Below are 24,740 nucleotides of genomic sequence, written 5' to 3' on the forward strand. Positions count from 1 at the left end.
AAAATCACTCCTCAATTTTGGCCATCTTTTCCAGAATGGTAAGCAAAACTTCCCTTTCCTCCTGATCCAGTTTTTCCAAATAGCCCTTCAGAACCAGCCGCCGTTTTCGTCTGGCCTCAGCCAGTTTATCCTTTCCCGCCTCCGACAAACTTATCAAGACTACCCGGCGATCCCGGGTTTCACGGGAACGGACAATCAGGCCGTTATTTTCCAGACGATCCAGCATGACTGTAACTGAACTGGGCTTGACATGCAAAGCCTCTGCCAGCTGGCTGACGGTGGCTTGTCCCTGCTGGTCCAGGAGGTTCAGGAGAAAAAACTGGGGCCCGGTCAAATCAGGCTCCTCGGCGGCCAGCCGATTGCCAAAATTCCGCATGATCCGGCCAAATGCCGCCTGCCAGCGCTCTAAATAATCCTCAAATTCCCGTTCATTCATCGGCATCCCTCACTTGTTTAGACAATCTAATGTTTAGACTGTTTAAATATATCCCTTTTTTGACTTTTTGTCAAGAAAAAATCCGCTCTCTTGCGAAAGCGGATTCAGGTTTTATTCTATACCATGACTGCTCAGCCGAAATACCCCGGCTTTTTTATAGCTATGTTCCTGCTGTAAAATTTTCTTTAAGGCCAGGCGGGCCTTGTAAAGTCGCCATTTCACCATAGCTGATGAGCACCCCAGAATTTCAGCCACTTCTTTGGTGGAACAACCATTAATTTCTCTCAAAATATAAACTTCCCGTTGCTGTTCCGGCAGCCTGGCAATGGAGGCAAAGAGAATGTCCCTGATTGCCCTTTTTTGACATGATTTATCGGGATCCTGAGCACAGGTATCTTCCCCTCTAACTTCAGCAATTTGCTCCACCGGCTGTTCACTGCGAACAAATCCTTTGCGCTGGTAGTCTAAAGCTACGTTCACGGCAATGCGATAAAGCCAGGTGGATAATGCTGCTTTACCGGCAAAGGTGTGAAAGGCTTTAAAGGCCCGTAAAAAAGTCTCCTGGGCCAGATCCTGGGCCAGATGATAGTCCCCGGTCATCCCATAGAGCAGGTTCAAAATCTTTTTTTCATTGGCAGCAATAACTTCTTCAAAGGACAAATCATTTTCCCGGACATGGGGCTGAAGTACCGACATCTCCTTCACCTCCTACCAGTAGAAAAAAGCCCGCTGAGGGGCTTCTTATTTAGATCTCCGGGCAAGCAGGTGATCCAGGGAAATCCTGCCTGCTCCTTTTACCGCAAAATAAGCTGCCAGCCAGAATAGCACGAATACGTATTCAATCCCATCAGCTGGCCCTTTCAGGTCCAGGAAGAAACCATTGGCCCAGTGAACCTTAAACATTGCCACCAGCATCGTAATGGCCAATCCCAGGCCAGCCAGGCGGGTAAACAGCCCCAGCAAAATGGCCAGTCCGCCAAAAAACTCCGTCAGAATCGCCAGCCCGGCAAAAAAGGCCGGGATACCCAGCGCCTGGGTTAAAAAGCCCATCGTGCCAGACCAGCCAAAGCCGCCAAACCAGCCCAGCAGTTTCTGGGCCCCGTGGGCAAAAAAGACTGTCCCCAAACCTATGCGTAACAACAAATCAGCCCTTTGCTCACTAACTGCCAGCAATTTCTGGCAACAGCTGCTCTTAACCTGCAATGTCCCCACTTGCGGAACTTTGCTAAAAATTGATTCATCATGGGGACTTTTAGCCAAAAGCTCTGTTAGATCAGTTCCTGCCTTCACGCCAGCATGTTCGCCGTTTTGAAACACCTGGCTCACATCATAAACGCGCCCTTTATAAGCCACATAGGCAGGCTGGCCTTTTAAGCCATTGTATTTTTTTAGTTCTTCCAGAGTAAAAGTTTTGGACATCTCCATCGCCTCCTGTTTGCTTTTTCATTAATTAAGACGTAAGCAAACAGGATTGGTTAGTGGTTTGGGGGAAAAATCTAAAATTTGATCCGCCGCGGCGGATTTCCGGAAAAATCGGAAATGACCGCTAATTTATTGCTGAACTGTTTCAGCTGCATTATAATAATATCAAACGGTGAGAAATTAACAAGTACGATAATTTTTTGTACATAGTACAAAAAAACGTACTGTAAATAGGAGGAAGTAAAATGGATATACGCCAGGAACTCCTGGAACTTAAATGCCCGGTTGCCATTGCCCAGAATATTGTTGCCGGCAAATGGAAGCTTGTGATTATCTGGATGTTAAAGGATGGGCCCAAACGCTTTAATGAGTTATTGCGGGCTTTACCCAGTATCCGTCAGGGCTACCTTACCCAGCAGCTGCGGGAGTTAGAGCGGGATCAGCTCGTACATCGCCATGTCTATCCGGTTGTGCCGCCCAGGGTTGAATATTCTTTAACAGATATGGGTCAGCGGTTTCTCGAGGTGCTGAACAAGATGTATGAATGGGGTTTAGAATACCAGGAATTTCTTCGCCACTCTTCAATATCAACAGAGAGGAGCCAGTAAATGCGTCTAAATTTTCGTCTGCGGATTCTATTATTGTTTTTGATTATTACCATTGTTCCTTTTGCCTTTTTCTTTTATTTTTCCTGGCGAGCCGAGCGGGAAGCCTTAAAACAACAACTGGAATACCATCTGGTGATTATGGCTAACAACCTGGCAGAAAGCACTTATCAATTTGTAAATGAGCGCTTGACTGACTTGAAATTCATGACTCTGTCCGTCCCCTGGACCTCCAGCCCGTACATCCTGCGTAAGTACTTGCAAGACTTTAATGAAAGTTATCCCCAGTACGACGGTGCCATTTATGTAAATCCTGCAGGTCAAGTCCTGGCTGACTCCAATATCTCTGCTGAAGGTAAAGATGTCAGCAGCAGACCCTGGTTTAAGCCTGCTTTACAGGGTCAGTACTATTTTTCTGATATCTATTATTCTCCCATTGTCCAACGTCCATTGCTTGTTTTAGCCGCCCCTGTAAAGAGCCAGAACCAGATCGTCGGTGTTGTTTCCCCCTCAGTTCACCTTGCTAATTTATGGCAAATGGTCGATGCTTTTAGCAGCCGCCAGCAGACTTTTGGCCAGGCTGGTTATGCCTTTATTATTAACCAAAAAGGTGAATTCATTGCCCATCCTGACCGACAAAAAATTCTCAAGGATAATTTTCTCACTGAGCACCAGTTACAGTTAAACACGATTTTAACAGCAGCCAGGGAAAAAAAGCTGATCAATCTGCCCCGGGACAGGGCTGTTGCAGCCTTCGCTCTGGTCAAACCTTTTTCCTCAAATACCCGGGCCTGGGTCGTAGGGGTTACCATTCCAGAACAGGTTCTCTATGCCCCCCTGGATAAATTGACTCGCGACCTGGTTAGCTTATTTGCCGTTGTTCTTTGTGTCTCTCTGTTTTTTTCTTTATATCTAGCCCATTCTCTCGGCCAGCCTTTAACTAAACTGTTGACGGCCATTGCCGCTTATGGGGAAGGGAAAAAACCTGAACCTCTTCCAGTGGAATCCGATGATGAAATCGGAAAGCTGAATCGGGCCTTTAATCAGATGGTATGGCAACTAGAAGAACGGGAAAAAGAATTGATCCGCTCAGAAAAGTTTAAAACAGCTGGTCAGCTGGCTGCCGGTATGGCCCATGAAATCCGCAATCCCCTGACTACAATCAAAGGCTTTTTACAAATTTTTAGCCAGCAAAATGCTAGTACCAATCAAATCAATCCCAAATATTTGCATCTGATAATTAATGAGGTGGAACGGATTGAACGGATCATCAACGAATTCCTTTACATCAGCAAATCTGTTAAAAAGGAATCTGTCAATTTAAATAGCTTGCTGCAAGATTTACTCATGTTCTGCGAACCCAGAGCCTTCCAGCAAAAAGTCATCCTGCAGCGGGAACTGGCAGACAACTTGCCCCTGGTGGAATTGGTCCCGGAACAGGTTAAACAGGTTTTCCTCAATCTTATCCAGAACGCCCTGGAAAGCATGCCCGCTGGAGGCGAACTGAAAATATCCAGTCAATGGCTACCAGACGCCAACCTGATCGAAGTTAAAGTTAGCGATACCGGTTTTGGAATGACAGAAGAAACCCTGGCCCAGCTGGGAACCCCATTTTTCACAACCAAACCCGATGGTCATGGTCTTGGCTTAATGCTCACTTACCAGCTGGTAGAACTATGGGGAGGCAAAATTCAAGTAAAAAGCGCCCCCGGCCAGGGCAGTACTTTTTCAATATTTATCCCCTGCAGCCAGTAACAAAAGGGCCCTATGCTGTCTATACGCATAAAAAAATAACCCTGCAGTCAAGTAAAACCGCAGGGTTGTTTAGTTATTCTTAAGCTTTATGACTTTTTGCCGCTTCCATACATCCCTTAGGATCTTTAAGCAACCCGCTCAATTCGAGACACATCCTGGTATCGGGAATTTGTCCGGTCTTGATGTATTCGATCATCATGGGGGTTACATAGGGCACGATTTGCGGCAGAATATTCGGCATCAGTGCTTCCATGGTCTTCGGCAGCAAATCCGGCATCAGTTCTTCCATATCTTTTGGCAAAGGCCCTACTCTCCGGGCTACCTCCTTGATCATATCCGGCATGACCTTGGGCATGACGCCAGGCACCAGCAATGGCATCATTACCGGCATCATCCTGGCCATTAAGGACAATCCGCCTGGAATCAATTTCATTAGCTTCATCATCGGAACCATACCGGGCGGCATATTGGCAAACATCTGCGGGAACAAAGAGGCCATGAGCTTGGCCATGTTTTCCGGATACATCAAGATGATGAACTTCTCAAATATACCCCAGGCTTCCAGCGAAACCCCGGTTTTGTCCTCGATCTCGTATCCCAATCCTTTGGCCACAAAGCGAGCCAGGTCGGTTATAGCAATATCCATCTGGTTTTGTTTGGCCGAGTTCCGCAATTGAACCTGGCAGCATGGGCATAGGGCTAGCAAAGCATCTGCGTTAACGTCAATGGCTTCCTGGATCCGCATCCCACCCAGTTTTGGCGCTACCGGCATTTCACCGATCAGGGTTAACACCGAACCGCAGCAATAACCGTTTTCCCGGTTATGTTCCATTTCCACCAGCTCGACCCCGGGTATGGCCTGAATTAATTGCCGTGGAGGCTCATAAACCCCCTGCGCCCGCCCCATATGGCAGGAATCGTGAAATGCCACCCGGGCCTTGACTTCATGATCGAATTTAAGTTTGCCGGCTGTCAGGGCCTCGGCAGCAACCTCCGAGTAATGCTTCACTTCAAATTCATATGGAACACCCAGTTCAGCAGCCAGATTAGGATAAAGCTCTTTCCAAACCAGGGCACAGGCCGGGCAGGAAGTAACTACCGTCTTGACACCGCGCTTCCTGGCTTCAGCGACATTGTGCCGGAAGATTTCTTCGAAAACATCCCATTTACCGGAGACTTTCATGGGAATCCCGCAACAGGCCTCGTCTGTCCCCATATAGGTGAATTCAATCCCTGCTTTGTCCAGCAGGCGAACGGTCGCTTCAGCCACATCGGTGTTGACATAAGAGGCCGTACATCCGGCAAAATACATGATTTCGGCTTTATCTTTGATCTTAGCTTTGATATCAGCCGGGAGCCAGTCTGCACGATGTTCCCTTTTGCCGGCCCAGATGTTTTTCTCACCCCGCAAGGAGGCAGCCATCATCTCGAAAGGTGGGAAAGTCATCCGTTTTTCTTCGTGAACCAGCTTGCCTCGCATTTCCATCCAGTTATGCTCTACCGGCAGGTTAAGCTGGCAACGAATATTACAAAGTTCACAGGTGGTACACAGCAGGAACCTGTCTACCATCTCCTGGGTAAATTTCTCCCGTCCTGCCAGTACCTCCCGGATAAAGGCATATTTTCCGCGGGGCGAATGGGATTCCCACCCCCGGCCCAGAAACTGCTCACAAGTAGGAACACAGTAACCGCAGCGGGCACAGGCTGTGGCAAAAAAGGCGACACTGCCAGGAATACCGTTGATCTCTTTGGTCCGATCGGCCCCATCCCCGAAGTTGACTCTGGCAGCGTTGGCTACTACCCTGACCAGAGGTTCAAATGTAGAAGCAATACTCATCAAAGTATTAATTGTCCCGGAACCAATAACTTTATTGGGATTCATAATCCCCTGCGGATCGATCTTTTTCTTGAAGTTTACCAGAGCCTGGTAACGTTCGCTCCCCAGTACATTCCGGGCTTCATGGCGGAAGAACAAGCCGGTAGCGTAGACCGAACCGCCATGCTTTTTGGCGATTTCGATTACCGACAACGCCAGACCAAAAGCCAGGTTAAAAGCGAATTTCCGTTCATCGTGGGGAATGAAGCCCAGAAGGACAATCTTATCACCAGCAGTCGCCATGCCCTCCAGAATAAAGGGATGTTTGATCTTCCGGTCAATTTCCTCCATTACATCCGCAAAGCTAGCAAAGGGAACCAAAGCCTCAGTGGGGATAATTGACGGGCCGATCCTCTTCAGCTTCATCGGCGAAAACCGCTGTTCCCACTCATGTTCAGTTGCTTCCCGACTTAGCTCTTCACCCTTGTTGGCCTTGATGATTTGAGTTAATTCCCGGTCAATAATCCCACGCCGGGACTCTGGATAAGCAACCATTGCAATATAGGCTTCCGGCAGCTCCGGCTCGATATGCGGATTGGCTTCCTCATAGGGATGGCCATGCCGGTGAGGCAGCTTTTTCTTCAAACGAATAGATTCAGGATTAAGCAAAGTTAATGACCAGACCTGCAGCTTGCGGGCAGAAACTGCCTGCAAGAATTGACCCGCTGAACGGGCATCCCGGAAAGCGATTGCCCTATGCACCTCCGGCTCAAGATCCCGGAGCAGAACAGTAACTTCGGTTATAATCCCGGTAATCCCCTCTGCATCGGCAATATAGTCACCCAGTTCCCTACCGGTAAAGGTGCGGACTTCACCGGTGGGCAGCACCACCCGGGCCGAAGTTATGTTATCTCTGATCGGGCCGTATTCATAGGAACCAAAGCCTGAACCACCCTGGGCCAACCAGCCCCCAACCGTAGAAGCCGGTAGAGATGTGGGGTAAATTCGCAAATCAAGCCCCTGTTTGTTGATTTCCTTCTGCAGGGTCTGCCAGATAACCCCCGGCTGGACGCGGACTGCTTTTTTGCCGGTGTCTATCTCCAAAATCCGGTTCATTGCAGTCAGGTCCACCACCACCGCACCTTCACCTGGCAATACTCCGCCAAAGCCGGATGTGGCGGCTCCCCTTGGAACCAGTTGCAGGCGTTCCTGCCGGGCCAGTTTTACCAGTTCCACAACTTCTGTTTCACTTTTGGGTCTCACCACAGCACCAGCGATACCGGTAGGAAGAAACGGCTTGATCAACTTCGGAATTGCACCAACATCGTAGGAATACAGCTTTCGTTCAATCCGGTCAACTCGATAGCCGTTTTCCCCGAAAATTCTTTTCAGTTCTCGCTCCACTTTTTCGCTGACTGCAGGCATTTTACATCCCCCTTTCAAATTTTACCCAAGGCATTTCCCCCGGAAAGTGAAAATGCTAACAAGTATCCTCAATTAAAATTTAACACATATTTGCACGTCTGTCTACTATTAAAATTAATTTTTCTTTCGCCTTAGATTATTTTGGCATAAATTATCTATAGAAAAATTTATGAATAATGATAGTGAAAAATTCGTTGACAATTGCTAAAATAGAAATAAGATAATAGAATAAAGTAATTAAATATAGTGAAAGAAGGTTATTTCAACATGAAAAAAAATAAAAGGAAAGCCTTTATTGATGCCAGCAAATGTGACCGTTCCCCTTCTTGCCCGGCTCGCAAGGCCTGTCCCTTTGGAGCTATTACCCAGGAGAAAAAATGGTTTTTTAAGGCCGGGGTACCTCAAGTAAACACTCACCTCTGTGCTGGCTGCGGTGAGTGCGTTAAATTCTGTCCTCGTGGTGCCGTAAAACTGGTCTAATCATCCAAAACAGCCGCTGGTCGCCCCTGTGGGCTACAAGATGGTCACCCACAGGGGCAATTGTCAGCGTTTTTCAGGCAATAAAAAACTCCCGGCAGCAAAACCGAGAGTAATCAGCCCGCTCTATTCTGGTCCTGAACATCTGGGCAATGGTAAAGATTGTTACGTATAACTTTCTTACCTTCAGGCCATGCTATTTTTGAATTGACCGGAGGTGAAATCAATGCGCAGAGACCTGTTTGCCAGACATGGCGGTGTTCATTTTACCGCCAATGTTTCGCCCCACGAAATCAACACATTTATACGCGAACTCCCTGCTGAAAAACGGGACAACCTTTTTGAAGTCCTAAGCGAGCTGGACGCCAAAGGGTTAATTACTATCCATAATGACGGGGTCTTTACCGATGGTGTAGGTAATATCAGCGCCGAAGACCAGGAATGTTGAAATCGGTCACCTTAGCCTTTCACCCTTTTCGTTTTTTGAAAAAGAAATAACCGTAGGAATGGCGCCACTACCGCTAATCTTGGTAAAAATTCCGTTTTCAAAGCCAAAATATCCAAAACTTGAAATCGTGTATACTATTATTTTGCCATTTCTTTCCTCGGTATCAAGAATTAAATGTCCTTCTGTCGCTACTTCTCCCTCAAGATAACCATTCTTCCCTCGATTTTTAATTGCAATGCTTACAGCTTTATCGATTGATTTCGGCTTTCGGGTTTCTTCTCTCTTTTTAAAGCTTTTGGCTATTTTGACAAGTTCGGACTTGATCACATACCTGGTGTGTGCATATATGTCATAAGCAATTTTTATATTTGGAAATAATAAATACAAATGGTTCTCGTTCTTAACAGAGGTATCTCCAGATGCCGCAGGTTGCGTTAAATCAAGATTTACTAAAACCGCTTTTGTGAATAATCCTTCAATTTTCTCTTGCCACTTTGTTTCTGAGTGATTGGGCAAAAAGAGCGGTTGGTCGGGTTCATAACCTACAATTTGTACTCCGCCAATAGGAATGTTGTTTTTCTCAAAGATCAGTTCAGCTTCACCAACTGTTATTTTCCATTCAGAAGGAATTTGCATTGTATAGTCCCCTATCTCAACAGAAACTTGTTTTGTCAGAGGATTTGTTAATAATAATCCACAAAGTACAACCAGACTAAGGGCCCCGGTCACTAAGAACATTCTTTTTTTGCCCTGGAAAAACTCTGCCATTTTTATCATCCTTATTCTTCTCTCAGTATTATTTTTATCATCGACGATTCCGATAAACCTTGAAGCAAGTCCCGGCGAGTTGAAGCTTTCAAGTACAGCTCTTTAAAATGGAAGGCGGAAGCAGAATTTTGGGCCGCATAATACCAAAAAGCGCCGGAGTCAATATTATCTCCTGGATAATAATTTCAATATCTCCTTTAACTCCCAGTCAGTTTGCGGTGAAAGCTTTAGAGCCCGAAACTGCTTATAGAGTGCTTGACCAAAACATTGATATTGGCCATATACTATGTGTTAAACAAAAAAGAACCATCGATAATGGGGGCGTATTTTCTTTCTATAACAGGCATTTTAAGGTTATCTATAAGAAACAAATCCTATTCCGCCACGTACGAAGATAGATGTATTAATAAGTCCGGTTTTTGGCGTAAAAGTGCAATACAAAAACACTGTATTTGAAACTCTCCCCTATGTTAAGCCGCAAAAGACTCAAAAACCAAAAACTGAAGCTACTGAGAGAAAGCCCTATATGCCTCCAGATACGCATTACTTTAAGTATGGACACAATCTGGTTAAAAGACTTACCTACGAAGACAGTGACAGGGATATTTTAAAAATGCTTGAAGAGATATTTCTCCGAAAGTATGCTTAGCTTTGCCTGAATCTAATTTTAAGGAGACCTTAACCGGGCTTGATTTGCCAAAAGTTATGAAGTGAGGTTAAGTCAAGGGCGGGCGAAGCCCGTTCACTTTACTCTTGACTTAACCGAACGTAATAACTACAATTGCCAAAGCCCGGTTAGGTTCTTAGCAGGGGGTGACATTTTGTGACGATAATTAACCCTATTTTGGGGTGACATTTTCACAAGTTATTGACAAAATCCTTTTTTTATCAATTCTTCAGCTATAACTTCGGTATAATATTGGTTAGTATCACTACCTAAATTATACCATATTTTTCATGCAATTTGAGTTATTATAGTATCTCCCTAACCTCAACCCCCGCCTTCAAAACAAAAACCACCTCCACCAGCTACTTTACCCGTATCTCCTCCACCAGTGCTGTAAATAAATCCTCATCAAACTCCCCTTCCCTAAAAAGGCACTTTGTTATGGCCTGCTCCCAGCGGACCAGCCAGGGGCGTATGGTGTGGACGACAAATTCTATTGATTGGTGCTCTATGTTGGAGAAGGTCGCCCTGGTCAAGTCGCCCACCAGGTGCGGAGGAACGCGGAAAATGCGGCAGATTTCGTTTAGCTGGAACTGCCTGATCTCCAAAAACTGCGCATCCTCCGGCGGTATGCCGATTTCATGGTATTTCATGCCCTCCTCAAGCACTGCTATCTTGTGGGAGTTCTGAAGCCCTTTATATACCTCCTCCCAGGATTTTCTCAGCTTCTCCGGGTCCTTTACCACCCCTGGATGCTCAAGGATTCCTCCCGGGCGCGCCCCGTTGCCAAAAAACCTCGCGCCGAATTCTTCAGTCGCCAGCGCAAGCCCGATGGCTTCTCTCGCCATAGCAATTGGAGATAAACCTTTCACCCCGTCAAAGCCTAAACCCGGAATATGGAATATTTGTTCAGGCTTGTACTCAGTGGTTTTCATACCTTCTGTATGCCTGTAAACCAGCTGCTTGGTTTTCTCATCCCGGATGATCTTCCTCCTGAAAAAAGACATAAAAAAAGCACCGTCTAAGCGATGCTCTTACCAATCAAAATCTTATATTTGATAATCAGTTGTCTTCTTCCTCTTCAACATCCCCAAAAAGGATTCGCATAAAATCTCGTCTGCCTTTGGGCGAGATTTTAAGATTAACCATTCGTTACCCCCAGGGATGCTTCTAGTTCATCAATGGTTAGCCATCCATTTTCCTGCCCTGCCTTTTCACCTTTAGCAAGTTCAGTAAGCAATTTTAATTTTGCCTGCATTTTTTCATATTCCTGCATATCCATAACCACATAGCGGCCACGACCATTTTTTGTTAAAAAGACTGGTGAACCCTCCTCTATGCTGCACAACACTTCATTGTAATTCCTTAAATCGGAAATCGGCTTAATGTTAGGCATAATAAATCTCCTTTCCCTTTTGCTGTTATTATTATAGCAATATTCTTCGTAAAATATAACAGCAACGTTGAAGGGACTTAGAATATTTATACCTGAAGCTCTCAAAACGCAAAAAGACATGCCAAAATCCTGCTCTGCTGAATTTGTAACATCAGCCACTGTTTACAAATATGTTGGAAATGCTACTATGAGAGTTGTTCGAAAAATAGAGGAAATTAACAAATAAAAATTCTATAGCACAAGAATCCCTCTGTTGTCATACACAGACCCTCTTTTCTGATGCCTAACTGCTCTATCGAGAGCCATTATAAGCGCAACAGCACAATAAGCTGCGAAAATTGAGTTGATATTTAATCTGAAATGTATTATTATACAATTGTATAATTAGTTGATGAGTCAACCAAAATCAAAAGGGGACTGAGAACATGGCAGAACACCATGAAACTGTCTGGTCAAAGGATTTTACGCTGCTATGGATAGCAAACTTCCTGATGGCTGCGGGTTTTTATTTTCTACTTCCCACCATGCCTGTATATGCGATGAAAGTTATGGGAGCCAATGAAAGTCAGGTGGGTTTTGTCATTGGAGTATATACTTTGTCTGCTGTGGCGATAAGGCCTTTTGGTGGATATGCCCTGGACTCCGTGGGCCGGAGGAAGGTCTTCCTTTGGGCATTGGCATTATTCGCCCTCTTTATGGGAAGCTATTATTTTGCCACCAATCTGGTTTTTCTCCTCCTGCTACGCCTGCTGCACGGTTTTTGCTGGGGGGTGACTACCGTCGGCGGGAGCACCATCGCGGCTGATATCCTGCCACCGCAGCGTAGGGGCGAAGGGATCGGCTACTTCGGGCTGACCATGACCCTGGCCATGGCCTTAGGCCCGGTTATCGGGCTGCAGTTGATGGGGGAAACAAACCAATACGGCAGGCTGTTTTTTACAGCTATGGGCCTAGTGGTTTTGGCTTTTATTATAGCTAATTTTATCAGGTATCCCCAACTGCCTTTGACAAGACGCTCTATATCCTGGGATGCCTTTATAGAAAAGAAGGTTTTGCCGGTTTCGACGGTGATGTTTTTTTCGGCCCTGGTATACGGCGGGATAGTATCCTTTATCACTCTTTTCAGCAAGGAAATCGGCATCAAAAACGGCGGTACCTTCTTTCTCGCCTACGCCGCCGCTTTAAGTCTGGTCCGGCCTACATCCGGGAAGCTATTGGACCGCCGGGGACCAGCTCCTGTAATAACTGTCGGCTTCTTATGCACGGCTGCCGGGTTTATCCTTCTTTCCTTAAGTAGGGAATTAACCGGTTTTCTGGCAGCCGCTGTAATTATAGGGGCAGGCAACGGGATGGTCTGGCCCAGCATTCAGACTATGGTTATCAACATGGTCAAACCCCAGCGCCGGGGCGTGGCTAATTCGACTTATTTCTCGGCGTTGGACCTGGGTATCGGCTTAGGTTCCATCTTTTTGGGTTGGCTGGCTAACCGGACTTCCATCGGAACCATGTATTTTTTTAGCGCACTCATTCTTTTCGTGCCCCTGGCGTATTTTTCCCTCTATGCATTAAAAGACTATAATGCAAAAGTGGACCGGGGTGAAGTACATGATTGATTTGAATGATAACGTAGGCAAGTATGTATCATTTACCTGGCGCAACATGATTTCCTTTATGGCCAGGAAAATGGAGCCCCTGCACATCGGCGCCGGCCAGTATGCCTACCTTTTTTCTTTATACTTTAAGGACGGCCAGTCCCAGCAGGCTTTAAGCGACCGGTTGCTGGTGGATAAGGCAGCAACTGTCCGGGCTATTAAAAAGCTGGAAGCTGCCGGTTATGTGGAAAGAAGGCCGGATGAGCAGGACAAACGTTCATTCAGGATTTTTCTTACGAAGAAGGGGAAAGCTGTAAGACCAGAGCTGGAGGCTATTGTGAAAGAGGTGCAGGAAATTCTCCTGGAGGGCATGTCCCCGGAAGAAAAGGTGTTAATTAAAAGGCTAATGCAACAGATGGCCCACAATATTATCCAGGCCAACCGCGGCAGCCTATAGAAAGGGGGGAGATTATGAGTGCACTGCCGTTTATTGAAGCCATCAGGGCGAGAGACGAAAAATTTTATAAACTGATGAAGGACCTGCAGGAACTGGTGTACGGGGAAAGCAGCCTGGACGCAAAAACCAAGATGATGATTTCCCTGGCCGTCGACGCCGCTGTCGGAGCTAATGACGGGGTTAAGGCTATTGCCAATGTATTGAGACAAATGGGTGTGACAGATGAGCAAATCAACGAAGTTTTACGGATCACTTACTTCACCAAAGCGAATTCAACACTGGTCACTTCTTTGGCTGCTTTTGAAAAATAGGCCGCTCCATACTCTTCAGCCTCCCCATCTCTCAGGCGGATTTTGATAATGCCCGCCCAAATCGCAAAAGATTTTCAATTGGTGTTTTCTCCCATCGTCCGCGGGAACATACTCAATCCTCCTAAAAGCCCATAAAGCCTTGCTGTGCAAGGCTTTATGGGCTGTGTTTCCTTTTGAGCGATACTACGCACTCGATGTGTGCAGTATGAGGAAACATATCCACTGGTTGGACCCACTTCGGTTCATAACCCAGTTCCTGTAATCGGGCCAAATCCCGGGCCAGGGTAGCCACATCACAGGCTACATAAACAATTCTTTCCGGTTTCATACCCGCCATGGCTTGTAGAGCAGGAAGCTCCACCCCGGCTCGTGGGGGGTCCACCACAATCACCTGGGCCCGGTAACCTTCCCGCTCCCATTCCGGTAAAATCTTCTCTGCCAATCCCACTCTAAAACTGGCATTGGTTATCCTGTTAATGGTCGCATTCACCCGGGCGGCAGCAATGGCTTCAGCCACTACCTCTACTCCGCGAACCTCGGCAGCCTGCCGGGCCATTAGCAGAGCAATAGATCCCACACCGCAATAAGCATCAATAACTTTTTCTCCTCCGCTGAGAGCTGCTGCCCCGGCTGCCTGCTGATAAAGGACCTCTGTCTGCCGTGGGTTTACCTGCAGGAAAGCTGCCAGGGAAACCTGAAATTTTAAACCCAGTATCTCTTCCTCAATAAAGCCAGGTCCTGCCAGTGTTTGGTTTTCTCTGCCTAATATCTCGCGCGTTTTTTGCTGATTAATGTTCCAAACAACAGTAGTGACACCCTCCTCCCCTAGTAATTTGGAGGCCAGTTCCATTAATCTTCGCTTCAAGCTAACCTCAGGAACAGTTACCAGGCCCACCATAACCTGCCCTGTAACTGTTTGCCGTAAAATAATATGTCTCAGCTGCCCGGTATGGTTACGCCAATCATAAGGCAGGATATTAATCTCATTCAGGAGATGCTCTATTTTATTCTTAAGCTGATTTAGTCGGAGTGGTAATAGCAGACAGTAATCAATGGGAATTATTTGCTGGCCCCCGCGCTGGAAAAAACCCAGCCTTAACCTGCGATTTACTTTAGTTACATGCCAGACAACCTTATTGCGATACTGCCAGGGCTCTACCATGCCCAGTACTGACCTGACCTCAACTTTTCCCAGATCTAATTTACCAATCCGTTTCAGGGTATTCTGTACCAGTTCTCTTTTTACTGCCAGCTGAGCTGAATAAGCCAGTTGCTGCAACTGACAACCCCCGCACTGTTCAAAGTAAGGGCAATGGGGCTGGCAGCGTTCAGCCGATGGTACATGAAGATTTATTATGCGAGCCCGGGCCCAGCTCTTTTTTTCTTCTGTTACTTCAATTTCTACTTCCTCTCCTGGCAGGGCTCCTGGTACAAAATAAACCTTGCCTGCCAGGCGTCCTACTCCTTCGCCTTGATGGTTAATATCAGTAATAATCAGTTTCATTTTATCCTCCTGACTTAGACATGCCTTTAAAAATACCTCTATGCTCCCAAATTTTTTCTGCCAGGAAAAAGTCCAGGGCTGTATCAATGTCGATAGACTTCCAATCCTCCATTATGTATGCCCCTATCCGAACCGGACTTTTTCCTCGACGGATAAATTCACTGCGATAAATATAGATTGCTCCATTGGGACGAAAAGCCGGGGCTAAATCCTGACTGCGCAATGAGCCCTGGTAATCAAAAAAAGGCTTTACTTCCCCGGTAACAGCAATGGTTTTGTACCAGTAGGGATGGATATTTGAGGGACAGAGGCTTATTACCAGGTCCCATTGTCCTTTTCGCATTTCCTGTAATGCCAGGCTGATATCCTCTGATTCCCTTAAAGGGGAGGTTGGCTGCAATAAAACTATGTACTCGGGAAAAAAACGTTCCTGCTCAACGAACTCAAGCGCATGTTTAACCACTTCCAAAGAACTGGCTTCATCTGTTGCCAGCTGATGCGGCCTGATAAATGGCACCTCTGCCCCCCAGGCCCTCGCAACAGCAGCTATTTCTTCATCTTCCGTAGAAACAATTAACCGGCTAATTTCCTTACAAGCCAGGCCGGCACAAATAGTATGGGCTATCAATGGTTTATCGCCAAACTTTTTTATATTTTTCCCTGGTAAACGTTTAGAGCCTCCTCGCGCTGGAATTAATCCGAGAACAGTCAATTTTTTCACCTGCTTTTATAAAAAAATTGTTATAATAAAAGTAAAATCTCCCAAGGAGGGGATATGATGAAAAAACGGGTCGTCATTTTAGGTGGTGTAGCCGCTGGTATGAGCGCAGCGGCAAAAGCACGGCGTACCGATTCTGAAGCTATTATTGAAGTATACACCAGCGAAGAATTTATTTCATACGGTGCCTGTGGACTCCCTTACTTTCTCTCAGGGGTTATCCCTTCTTACGAAAAACTGATCGCCCGTACCCCGCCCTTCTTTGCCCAGCAAAATATCCAGGTTTTTTTGAACCATAAGGGCCTGGCGATAAACTCACAGGAACTAACCTTACAGGTTCTCGATCATGAATCTAACCTGGAAAAAAAAGTATCCTTCGATGCTCTCGTCATCGCTACCGGTGCCCGTCCTATTATCCCCCCGCTCCCTGGCATTAAAGCAGCCAATATTTTTACATTGAAAACTATCCCTGATGCTCTGCGCATCAAAGATTATATTCGGCGCTTTCAGCCCAGGAATGCAGTGATCGTCGGGGGAGGCTATATCGGGTTAGAGGTAGCAGAAGCCTTTATTCAGCTGGGGTTGAAAACCACCATCATTGAACTGGCTCCCCAGGTTGCTCCCAATCTGGATGCCGACCTGGCTCAACTAATCGAACAAGAGCTTTTACAACATGGTGTTGAAGTCAAAACCGGCCATAAGGTTCTAGCTTTCGAAGGAGAGGAAAGAGTAACCAGAGTAATTACCGACCAGGGCCCTCTACCCGCTGATTTGGTCCTCCTAGCCATTGGCGTGACCCCTAACTCAGAAATTGCCGAAACGGCCGGAATTAAGCTTGGCCCTAAGCAGGCTATCCTCACTGATAACCAGCAGCGTACTAATTTACCTTATATTTTTGCGGCCGGAGACTGTGCCACTGTTTATCATCGCCTCTATCAAGGACCAGCTTACATACCATTAGGTACTACCGCTAATAAACAGGGCCGGGTAGCTGGCAACAACGCGGCTGGCGGACAACTGCAATTCGACGGTGTACTGGGGACAGGCATTGCCAAAATCCTCAACCTGGAAGTAGCCCGTACCGGTCTTTCCACCCGCGAAGCTACTCAGCTCAACTTAAATTTTAACACAACTGTAATTAAATCGCGAACAAGGGCTGCCTACTACCCGGAATCAACCCCGATTACCATTAAATTGCTCTGGCAAGAGGAAAACAGGCGTCTTATAGGGGGACAAATTGTCGGAGGCCCTGGCTCAGGTAAAAGAATCGATGTTATTGCTACAGCTATCAGTGCCGGTATGTCCGTTGATGAATTCCGGCAGCTGGATTTAGCCTATGCCCCGCCTTTTGCCCCGGTCTGGGACCCCCTTTTAATCGCCGCTAATCAAGCTGATTAAGCGAGAGAGGCGATGAAGTAAACAATAACTTCATCGCCTGTTTTTTACATCAAGGCTTGTCTTAATTTTTTCCACCTTAGCTCATTTTCTGTTCTAATCAGTTCAACCAGAATGAGGTTTAAAACCGCCTCCATAAAAATCCCCCCTCATAGTCATTATACTACTGAACCTGGTTTCCTGTCAGGCTGAGCTAAACCCGATAAATCTTTATGTCTGAGCTTGTTCTCAAGTTTCTCCAGCTTAAGTCCCTGTCTAGCACAGATGCAAAGCAGAGCCCGAAAATTTTCATCCATCTGGATGATACTTTGCTGAACTTCGGTCATTTTATTAATGATATTCTCTTCAACAGTGTCCAGCTGTTCCTGTAAATCCATGCCCCGGTCTTCCAGGTCCATGATTCTTTCATCCAAATAATACAGGCGATCCTCCACATCATCTAGCCGTTCCTCCACCAGATCAAACCGGGTTTCCAACCGTTCCAGTCGTTTTGCCAGCATGGCTTCCAGCTCATTTATCCTGGATACCATCATAGCCTGTTCACTTTTTGGTTCTTCTGTAATTACCATAACCCTTCCCCCTTAGAGAAAATTTGTTTGCATAACCATCTTAACAGAACGTAAGTTCTGAAATCAACCAAAAACTTTCGTCAAATTGTTGTATAAAAAGACACAGACAGGGAAAGATAAAGCAAACTAATGGGAAAGGGTGACACAAATATGGCGAAAAGGGAAAAGAAAAAGCCGGCCAAAGAAAAACCCACTGCCGTAAATCAACGTCAGCGGGTAGAAAAAGCAGAAGCACAAGCTCATCGCCCTGAAATCTAAGTAATTACAATTCTCTTACCCGGGAAACTCCCTGTTGCATTTCCACCAGAAAAGCTTTATCTCCACTCTGAGCCAGATGCTGATTATGGGTGACCAGGATTACCTGCCGCCCAAAGTTCTGGCTCAATTGTTTTAAAAACGTAGCTACTTGCAGGCTATATTCTTCCGAAACATGCTTGCCCGGTTCATCCAGGAGCAAGGGCCCTTCCAGTCCACATGCTTCCAGCAAAGCAATGCGCAGAGCTAAAGATACTACGTCCACCACTCCTCCGCCCCGCGCCTCCTGGGGCCGGGTTTCCACCCGATAACCCCCTTCATAGGTAGAGGTCAGGTAAAATTCAGCGCTGGGCTGCTTGTGTTTTTCCTCGATCTCCACCCGGAACTGGGTATCCCCCCCGAAAATAAATTGCAGGGCATTGGTCACCAGGGATTCAATCTGCTGGCGGGCCTGTTCCCGGGCAAATTCCGCCACCTCCTGCAGCAAAAGGCGGGCTTGCGTGGCATCATCCAGAGCCACCACCGTTTGAGCCAGTTCTTCTTTAACTTCCTGAAGCTGGCGCTCCAGCATCCTGTATTCCGCCTGCCGGCTCTGGCAATAGCTCTCCCACTCCTTTAATCCTTGCCGCCAGTCGGACATTTTAACCCCGCCCTTTCAACAGCTCCCAGGGGATTTTGCTTTCAATTTCCCGGGTCAAAGCCGCAATTTCCTCCTGCAGTTCCGCTAAGCGCGCCGGAGCTGCTTCGGGAGTTAAACCCAGTTCCGCAAAGCGGGTTTTTAGCTCTTCCTGTCTTTTTTCCAGCTCGGCTTTGCGCCCCAGAGCCATTTGTCGTAAACTCTGACATTTATCAATGGCTTCCTTTAGTTTCTTTAAATCCTCCATTTAAATAACCTCCTTCTCCCAACTCAGTTCAGCGGCAATGCTTTCCATAACTGCCTCTGGCAAGGGCTGTAAACAGGTGGGGCAGCTGCCCAGTTTCTTTAGATTCGCAACATATTCTCCCACCAGACTCTGTATTTTTTCCTGTTGCTGTTTCAGCTCAGCCAGCAGGGTTTGTTCCTGTCGAACCAGCTCCTGCCAGTGGGTGAGTAATTCCTCCAGCAATCGGGCCCGCTCCTGTTTTTGTTGCAACTCTGACCATAGAGCCCGGGCCTCCTCTACCTGGCTGAGGGGACGCAATTCCCCTTCCAGGCGGCCCAGAGCTCCCTGCAGGCGTTGCCATTCCTCCCAGACCCGATGCAATTCCTGGTACTGACTTTGCAAGTTAATTCCCTGATCCCAGAGGGATAAGAGCTGACCGGTTTTAGCTGTTGACTGCAGGATCTTTTCCTGTCCGGCCAGTTCCTGCCGCAATCTTTCCCATTCCCGTTGCAAGAGACTTACTCGCTGGTATTCCTCCGCCTTCTTTTCTGCTTCTACCAGCAGAGGCTTAGCATCTATCCCGGCGCTAATCTGCTCAATATAGGTACGCCCGGTAGCCAGGCGCTGTTCTACATCCTGCCATTCTGTTATTAATTGTTCCAGATAGGTTCTGTCTTTTTCCATTTCATCCAAACGGGAAGCCTGAATCTGAGTCTCCTGCAACCGGGCCAGCAGGTCCGGTAAATGGGAGTAACTCTGTAATTGCTCTTCCAGCCGCTCTTTTTCCTCCCCCAGACGCCGTTCCGTTTGCTGCAGGCGGTTGACATCTGAAACCAGACTGCGCTGAGCCGCATCCAGCAAATGTACTCCGGAGAGCCGGCCAATGGCTTTGGCCCGCAACTGCCCTATGCCACTGCCTTCCAGCAGGAAGGGGCCTTCCAATTGCTGGCCCAGATGCAAATACAGGCAGGTATTTTCATCTATTTGCAGGGGCTCAACCCCGGACAATTGCCGCACTTCAACCGGAACCTCCTGCCCGAAGCCTTCCAGAATCACCGGCTCTTCTCCTGTTTTTTCGATAATATAGCGGTTGCGTCTCAGGCTACGTTCCCGGGTGACCCGGCTGCCATCTGACCAGATTAAGGTTACTCTGGCCTCCTGGGTCCCGACCCGGATAAAATCAGTGCCCCTGGGCTCATTAAACAATACCCAGCGGATAGCCCGCATAATAGCAGATTTTCCCTGGTCAGAAGGCCCAACGATAACATTCAGTTCCGGGCTGAGCTCCAGACGGGTATACTGGTGGGACTGAAAATTTTCGATCATCACTTCCCGTAAATATCTCATTCCACCGCCCCCAATCGCTCTTGTGCCTCCGCCAGTTTAGCCAGGGCCAAATGGCGTACTCTTTCCGGTATGCCATCCCGGCGGGCGATTTCCTCAACAATTTCCTGCAAGCCATAGGCCTTGACCTGGCCTGCCTGCCGCACTTCGCTGACAAAAGCGGCCAGTTTGGCTTCCCGTACCGCTTGGGCCTCTGCTTTGCTGCGGTCCAGCACCTCGCTACCGGGTCGGGCAGTCTGCAGGGGAATTTTGCGGTAAGTGGGAGCACCACCACTGAAATCCAGCAAAAGCACCTGAGGCTGGCGCTCCATTTCCCGGGGGTGATTGCTGAGACGGACCAGAGAGCCGGGATTGAGGAACCATTTGCCCTCCGCTTGCATATCCTTTATTCCCAGATGATTATGGCCACAGAGGGTGAAATCCGCTTCTGTGCTGGTGATCTGGTCCACCAGGGTATGGGCCATCCCTTCAATCCAGCGCTTCTCCAGCAACATACCATGGACCAGGTGCACAGCCACATCGCATTCTTCTTTAGTGACACAATAGTCCAGCCGGGGATCCCGCCGGTCCAGGTCCACGTGATAGCCGGTACCGGTCAGCTGTAAACGGATCCCCTTATCCTGCAAATAGACCCGTTCACCAGGGGCCAGCAGTCGCACCAGCCCCAGCCGGGCCGCCAGGCCCAGCATGGTTCGATCCAGGGTGGCCAGGTTGTGACCGAAAAGATCGTGATTGCCGGCAATGCCATAGAACGGGACCCGTAATTGCTGGAATACCGCCAGGAATTCCCCGGCTACCCCTAAGGCCGGACTGGGCAGGTCAAAGAGGTCCCCACCATGGAGGACCGCACTGACTCCCAGGTCATGGGCCAGTTCCACCACTTCCTTTAACTTGGCCAAAAGGGTCTGAGGAAAATTATCCAGGCGGTTAACGGGACTGGTGCCCCGGATATGGGTATCGGTTAAAAACAGCAGTTTCATGGCATCACCTCATATTTTTTGCCAAAAGGTGTTGAGATTTCCCGACAACGTCCCTGACAGGCCAGATCGGCCAGAGCCGCCTTCACTTCCTCGATTGTGACTGCTCTGCCCAGCCTTTGCCCGATTTCCGGCAAATAGGACAACAGGCTGGCTTCATTTAGTGGTAAAAGTCCCAGTAAAATCTCACTCATTTTATCTTCCTCACTGGCAAAGTCCCGGCTGAGCTCAGTAAATGGGTTATGGCTATGGGGACTGCAAGTTTTGGCTGCCCGAATGCGCACCAGCAGGGAGCGCCCGTAAATTGCCGATGAGACAAAACAGGTCCCAGACGGTAAATAGGGTAACCGGCGGGTTTCTTCCCGGGATAGGTCTGATTCCCGCTGAATCAGGTCAATATCCTGGGAGCGGGTAGTCCGGAATATGAATTTGGTATTGAGCTGGGCATTAATGGTTTCATCCAGCAACGCCGGCCGCTGGGTAGCCAGAATCAGAAACACTCCGTATTTCCGTCCCTCCTGGGCGATTTCCTTGAGAATGGAGCGAGCCGGGGCAGGAATCACCGGTGAAACCGGGGCAAAATTATGAGCCTCATCAGCCACGATAACAAAAGGCGGGAAAGGCTCTCCCGACCGCTCTCCCCGTTGCAGGGAATCCCTGTATTGCCGCCGTTTATCATAGAATTTTTTCAGCACATAAGCTGCAAAAATGTTCAGGGTAGTAACGGTGCCGCGGATTATTACCAGTTTGCGTTTGATAAGCTCCTCCTCTACCGGACGGATATCCCGGTGAAAGATACCGGTCTGTTCCAGACGGTTGAGCCGCCATTGAATACCGGCCAGAGTGCCCGGCCCGCTGATTCGGTCCTTGTATTCCTCCAGCAGCTCCTGAGCCTGGCGCACTTTCTCCGGGGTAAAGAGATCAGGGCTTTTCCTGAGTTTGCTCTCATTCTCCAGGGCCCAGCGCAGTTCTTCCAGGCGGGTTTTAAAGGTCTGAAGGCTATCCCGCCTCTGGTGCAAAGTGATGACGGCATTTTCCATAGCCTCACTTAAACTGCCTCCGGCGGCTGCCAGCAGATTGGCTACTTCAGCCCCATTCAATTCACTGAAATTAACCCCTACTTCCTGGCCGATGGCAAAGAGTACAGCACGACGAGTCCATTCCCGCTGTAATCCTGGTGGCCAGCCTGCTACCTGTTGTTCAAAACTCATTTCCCAGTGCGGGTCTAGCACGATGGTGGGAATCCCCTGCTGCATCAGCTCTTCCAGCACCACCCGGGTACCAAAGGACTTACCCGAACCAGAGCCCCCGAAAATCCCTAAATGGGGATACTGGTTCATGGCCTGGTAATTGAAAATAAAGGGCACCCCTTCCTGAGCCTGTAAACCCTCGCCATTCCACAGGGGCGCTATCTCTCGCAAACCCGCTGGCAGCTCCTGTCCCAGTTCCTCCGTTCCAGCGATTACCCCCAGGGTCAGCCCCGTATCCGGGCCGGTTTTTAACAACAGGGGTGCAACTTCCTCAAATCGGGGCAAGCGTACTGGTGCAGCAAAAGCCACCGGCCAGCGAGCCTCGGTAAGCAGCCGTACCCGGGCCAGATGCACTACTTCCCGGCGTGGATCCAGCCCAATGGTCAATAGATTGGACAACAGCTGCCGATCCAGCACCGCCCCTTCTCCTTTGCTTCCCGATAAGAGGGGATGGTGGGACTGGCACTCCACCACCTCACCGGTTAACAGACCCAGCTGTGGGTCCTCAATAATCAACAGCTCATTGGTGCGAAAAGGTCGGGTCTGATCCAGTACCCAGACCTCCTGAGGGGTAGTTGTTCCGATTACCTGCACCCTTTTACCTCCTCTCCCGCATGGAGCGCAAAAATTTTTCCCGAACCTGTAAATCCAGGACATAGTCCAGCAAAGCATCAGTTTGTTGTCGGGTTAATTTCACCTTTTGATCGATTAGATCCAGCAACCAGGGAATGCCCCGGCCACCAGCAGGACAAAGGGAAATTACGAGAGCCGCTGCCAGCTGGGCCTTATTTTTCTGTTCAGCCAGCAAATCCAGGGCAATGGCCTGCGGATAGGTACCCGGGCGCAAAAAAACCGTATAATAGCGGTCTTTTACAGCCAAGGGACGATAGGGCAACAGCAGTTCTCCTTCCTGCAGCAAGTCATAGAGAATCTCCCGGTCATAAGCCCTTTGCCAGAGAGGGGGGGCCTTTTCCCCCAGTTCCTGGGCAATGGCATTGGTCCCTACTTCCTCGATTACACCTATCAGTAAAATATTCTCCTCCAGACAAAAGGAATAGAGCTGCTGCCAGCCTTCTGCCCAGGCTTGCTCCAGCCGTAAAAAACCGCCATCCAGCATGATGGCTCGGGGTTTTTGATGAAAGATGAGTTCCAGCAAGGTTTCCAGCTCCAGTTGGGCCAGATGCCGGTCCCGCAGGCGACTAAATGCCAGTTCCTGGCTCAAACCTTTTTCCCTTACCAGCTGCCTGACTTCTTCTTCCCCCTCAGCCAGGAGGGGGGTTATTACCCGCTGTTTCAGTTGTTCCCCGCCCTGGCTGGCCAGAGCCAGAGCCTGTAATAAAGCCAGCTGGTAAGGATAGTTGGCCCCAATAGTTTGCTGGGAGCCATCTATCCCTACTACCTGCCAGCCCTGCCAGGGTTTGTCCTGGAAAACTGGAATGGGTTTGAATTCACCAAAGCTATCAGCCAGCAGCTGGCGGCCTGCGGCCCGGTCAGGTGTCTTTTGCATACGCCTGAGCAGCTCCTGATTGAGTTCCAGCAAGTCCTCCCACATAAATAAACCTCCAAATGCAAAAACCTCCACCTGTGTATCATTGTAACACAAGCAGAGGTTTTAAGAAATTACCTAATCCTGTTATTTCACCACTTCTCCCGGCCAGGCCATCATGCCTCCTGCCAGGTTTTTGACCCGGGTGAAGCCCTGTTCCACCAGATACTGGGCCACCTGGGCACTGCGGCTGCCAGAAGCGCAAACCACTACGATAGTCTGGTTTTTGTCCAGTTCCCCCAGTTTACCAGGGATTTCCCCCATGGGAATGAGGCGAGCCTCTTTAATATGCCCGGCTTCATACTCAAAGGGTTCCCGCACATCGATAACCGTTACCTTTTCGCCTTTAGCCAGCATGGCCTGCAATTCTTCACCACTGATGTCCTGATAAGTAGCCTGGGCCTGCTGCTGGGTTGCTGTTTCTCCCCCGGATTGGGTAGTTTCCTGTTTAGCACAGCCGGTAACGATCAGAAGACCACTCAGCAGAGTGATTAGCAACCATTTTTTCATCTTCCTTCTCCCCCTTTAGTTAAACCATCCCAGGAACCAGCCCCGTTTGGTGTAGATAAACATCGCCAGCACCAGAACAGTAGATGTCCAGAGTATAACCTGATTGCTTTTTTTGTGATTTTTGGTTCCCATCCAGTGGGCAAAGCCCAGCAGAACTATGGTAATACCGTAAAATATATTGCTATATTTCGATACCGAACCAACAGCGGCAAAGCCCAATCCCCCCAGACCGAG

General features: G+C 48.3%; 25 protein-coding genes and 1 pseudogene. 8 read left to right on the forward strand and 18 right to left on the reverse strand.

Features of this window, described 5'->3' with window-relative positions; translation table 11 throughout:
- Positions 1-4: 4 nt before the first annotated feature.
- The 3 genes from CTH_RS12405 to CTH_RS14425 form a co-directional block, all read right to left on the reverse strand.
- Complete coding sequence (locus tag CTH_RS12405) at positions 5-436, reverse strand: MarR family winged helix-turn-helix transcriptional regulator (RefSeq protein ID WP_159071960.1); 432 nt, start codon at positions 434-436, stop codon at positions 5-7.
- 111 nt (positions 437-547) lie between these two features.
- The gene (locus tag CTH_RS12410) at positions 548-1,132 is read right to left on the reverse strand and encodes an RNA polymerase sigma factor (RefSeq protein ID WP_107754113.1); all 585 of its coding nucleotides are present in this window, start codon (positions 1,130-1,132) and stop codon (positions 548-550) included.
- Positions 1,133-1,177: 45 nt separating this feature from the next.
- Positions 1,178-1,855: a DoxX family membrane protein gene (locus tag CTH_RS14425; RefSeq protein WP_159071961.1), complete on the reverse strand. Its 678-nt coding sequence runs from the start codon at positions 1,853-1,855 to the stop codon at positions 1,178-1,180.
- Positions 1,856-2,103: 248 nt separating this feature from the next.
- On the opposite strand from CTH_RS14425, the gene CTH_RS12420 reads away from it, so the two are divergent.
- Entirely contained in the window at positions 2,104-2,466 is a 363-nt protein-coding gene (locus CTH_RS12420) for a winged helix-turn-helix transcriptional regulator (RefSeq protein WP_078665770.1), read from the forward strand.
- A complete protein-coding gene (locus tag CTH_RS12425; protein ID WP_107754114.1) occupies positions 2,467-4,218 on the forward strand; it encodes an ATP-binding protein in 1,752 nt (583 codons plus the stop codon).
- Between the two features lie 79 nt (positions 4,219-4,297).
- On the opposite strand, the gene CTH_RS12430 is transcribed toward CTH_RS12425, so the two are convergent.
- Positions 4,298-7,459, reverse strand: a complete 3,162-nt coding sequence (locus tag CTH_RS12430) for an FAD-binding and (Fe-S)-binding domain-containing protein (RefSeq protein ID WP_107754116.1) — start codon at positions 7,457-7,459, stop codon at positions 4,298-4,300.
- Between the two features lie 267 nt (positions 7,460-7,726).
- Between CTH_RS12430 and CTH_RS12435 the strand changes: the two genes are divergently transcribed.
- The gene (locus CTH_RS12435; protein WP_078665767.1) at positions 7,727-7,939 is read left to right on the forward strand and encodes a 4Fe-4S binding protein; all 213 of its coding nucleotides are present in this window, start codon (positions 7,727-7,729) and stop codon (positions 7,937-7,939) included.
- Between the two features lie 223 nt (positions 7,940-8,162).
- Positions 8,163-8,384, forward strand: a complete 222-nt coding sequence (locus CTH_RS12440) for a hypothetical protein (RefSeq protein ID WP_078665766.1) — start codon at positions 8,163-8,165, stop codon at positions 8,382-8,384.
- Between the two features lie 6 nt (positions 8,385-8,390).
- Here CTH_RS12440 and CTH_RS14430 read toward each other — a convergent pair whose 3' ends face one another.
- From CTH_RS14430 to CTH_RS12455, 3 genes and pseudogenes are all read right to left on the reverse strand, one after another.
- Positions 8,391-9,152: a hypothetical protein gene (locus CTH_RS14430; RefSeq protein WP_175577337.1), complete on the reverse strand. Its 762-nt coding sequence runs from the start codon at positions 9,150-9,152 to the stop codon at positions 8,391-8,393.
- 1,080 nt (positions 9,153-10,232) lie between these two features.
- Positions 10,233-10,781: pseudogene (locus CTH_RS12450) on the reverse strand (phage portal protein); the annotation flags it as partial.
- A 179-nt stretch (positions 10,782-10,960) separates the two neighbouring features.
- Positions 10,961-11,215 (reverse strand): type II toxin-antitoxin system prevent-host-death family antitoxin, encoded by a 255-nt coding sequence (locus CTH_RS12455; protein ID WP_078666673.1) that lies wholly within the window; start codon positions 11,213-11,215, stop codon positions 10,961-10,963.
- Positions 11,216-11,640: 425 nt separating this feature from the next.
- On the opposite strand from CTH_RS12455, the gene CTH_RS12460 reads away from it, so the two are divergent.
- From CTH_RS12460 to CTH_RS12470, 3 genes are read left to right on the forward strand one after another with little or no spacing between them, the layout of a single operon-like run.
- Complete coding sequence (locus CTH_RS12460) at positions 11,641-12,828, forward strand: MFS transporter (protein WP_078666674.1); 1,188 nt, start codon at positions 11,641-11,643, stop codon at positions 12,826-12,828.
- On the forward strand, positions 12,821-13,264 hold the full coding sequence (locus CTH_RS12465) for a MarR family winged helix-turn-helix transcriptional regulator (protein ID WP_159071962.1): 444 nt from the start codon (positions 12,821-12,823) through the stop codon (positions 13,262-13,264). Before CTH_RS12460 ends, CTH_RS12465 begins: the two co-directional genes overlap by 8 nt.
- A gap of 14 nt (positions 13,265-13,278) precedes the next feature.
- On the forward strand, positions 13,279-13,575 hold the full coding sequence (locus tag CTH_RS12470) for a carboxymuconolactone decarboxylase family protein (RefSeq protein WP_079907227.1): 297 nt from the start codon (positions 13,279-13,281) through the stop codon (positions 13,573-13,575).
- 154 nt (positions 13,576-13,729) lie between these two features.
- On the opposite strand, the gene rlmD is transcribed toward CTH_RS12470, so the two are convergent.
- A complete protein-coding gene (gene rlmD, locus CTH_RS12475; RefSeq protein WP_107754118.1) occupies positions 13,730-15,079 on the reverse strand; it encodes a 23S rRNA (uracil(1939)-C(5))-methyltransferase RlmD in 1,350 nt (449 codons plus the stop codon).
- Between the two features lies 1 nt (position 15,080).
- Positions 15,081-15,791: an acylneuraminate cytidylyltransferase family protein gene (locus CTH_RS12480; protein WP_159073893.1), complete on the reverse strand. Its 711-nt coding sequence runs from the start codon at positions 15,789-15,791 to the stop codon at positions 15,081-15,083.
- Between the two features lie 66 nt (positions 15,792-15,857).
- Here CTH_RS12480 and CTH_RS12485 point away from each other — a divergent pair, with 66 nt between their 5' ends.
- Complete coding sequence (locus CTH_RS12485; protein ID WP_107754122.1) at positions 15,858-17,195, forward strand: CoA-disulfide reductase; 1,338 nt, start codon at positions 15,858-15,860, stop codon at positions 17,193-17,195.
- Positions 17,196-17,350: 155 nt separating this feature from the next.
- Here CTH_RS12485 and CTH_RS12490 read toward each other — a convergent pair whose 3' ends face one another.
- The 9 genes from CTH_RS12490 to CTH_RS12530 form a co-directional block, all read right to left on the reverse strand.
- On the reverse strand, positions 17,351-17,761 hold the full coding sequence (locus CTH_RS12490; RefSeq protein WP_078665841.1) for a hypothetical protein: 411 nt from the start codon (positions 17,759-17,761) through the stop codon (positions 17,351-17,353).
- Positions 17,762-18,023: 262 nt separating this feature from the next.
- Entirely contained in the window at positions 18,024-18,656 is a 633-nt protein-coding gene (locus CTH_RS12495; RefSeq protein ID WP_078665842.1) for a DNA repair protein RecN, read from the reverse strand.
- A 1-nt stretch (position 18,657) separates the two neighbouring features.
- Positions 18,658-18,900 carry a hypothetical protein gene (locus CTH_RS12500; protein ID WP_078665843.1) on the reverse strand — a complete coding sequence of 81 codons (243 nt, stop codon included), beginning with the start codon at positions 18,898-18,900 and terminating at the stop codon, positions 18,658-18,660.
- Entirely contained in the window at positions 18,901-20,226 is a 1,326-nt protein-coding gene (locus CTH_RS12505; RefSeq protein ID WP_107754124.1) for an AAA family ATPase, read from the reverse strand.
- Positions 20,223-21,203, reverse strand: coding sequence for a metallophosphoesterase family protein (locus CTH_RS12510; RefSeq protein WP_078665845.1), 981 nt, complete (start codon positions 21,201-21,203; stop codon positions 20,223-20,225). The genes CTH_RS12505 and CTH_RS12510 overlap by 4 nt, the downstream gene beginning before the upstream one ends.
- On the reverse strand, positions 21,200-23,044 hold the full coding sequence (locus CTH_RS12515; RefSeq protein WP_159071971.1) for an ATP-binding protein: 1,845 nt from the start codon (positions 23,042-23,044) through the stop codon (positions 21,200-21,202). The genes CTH_RS12510 and CTH_RS12515 overlap by 4 nt, the downstream gene beginning before the upstream one ends.
- Before the next feature lie 4 nt (positions 23,045-23,048).
- Complete coding sequence (locus tag CTH_RS12520) at positions 23,049-24,002, reverse strand: DNA double-strand break repair nuclease NurA (RefSeq protein WP_078665847.1); 954 nt, start codon at positions 24,000-24,002, stop codon at positions 23,049-23,051.
- A gap of 81 nt (positions 24,003-24,083) precedes the next feature.
- Positions 24,084-24,506 carry a rhodanese-like domain-containing protein gene (locus CTH_RS14305; RefSeq protein WP_107754126.1) on the reverse strand — a complete coding sequence of 141 codons (423 nt, stop codon included), beginning with the start codon at positions 24,504-24,506 and terminating at the stop codon, positions 24,084-24,086.
- A gap of 15 nt (positions 24,507-24,521) precedes the next feature.
- Positions 24,522-24,725 (reverse strand): hypothetical protein, encoded by a 204-nt coding sequence (locus tag CTH_RS12530; RefSeq protein WP_079907208.1) that lies wholly within the window; start codon positions 24,723-24,725, stop codon positions 24,522-24,524.
- Positions 24,726-24,740: the final 15 nt, after the last annotated feature.

Source organism: Carboxydocella thermautotrophica (genome assembly GCA_003054495.1).
Classification (GTDB): domain Bacteria; phylum Bacillota.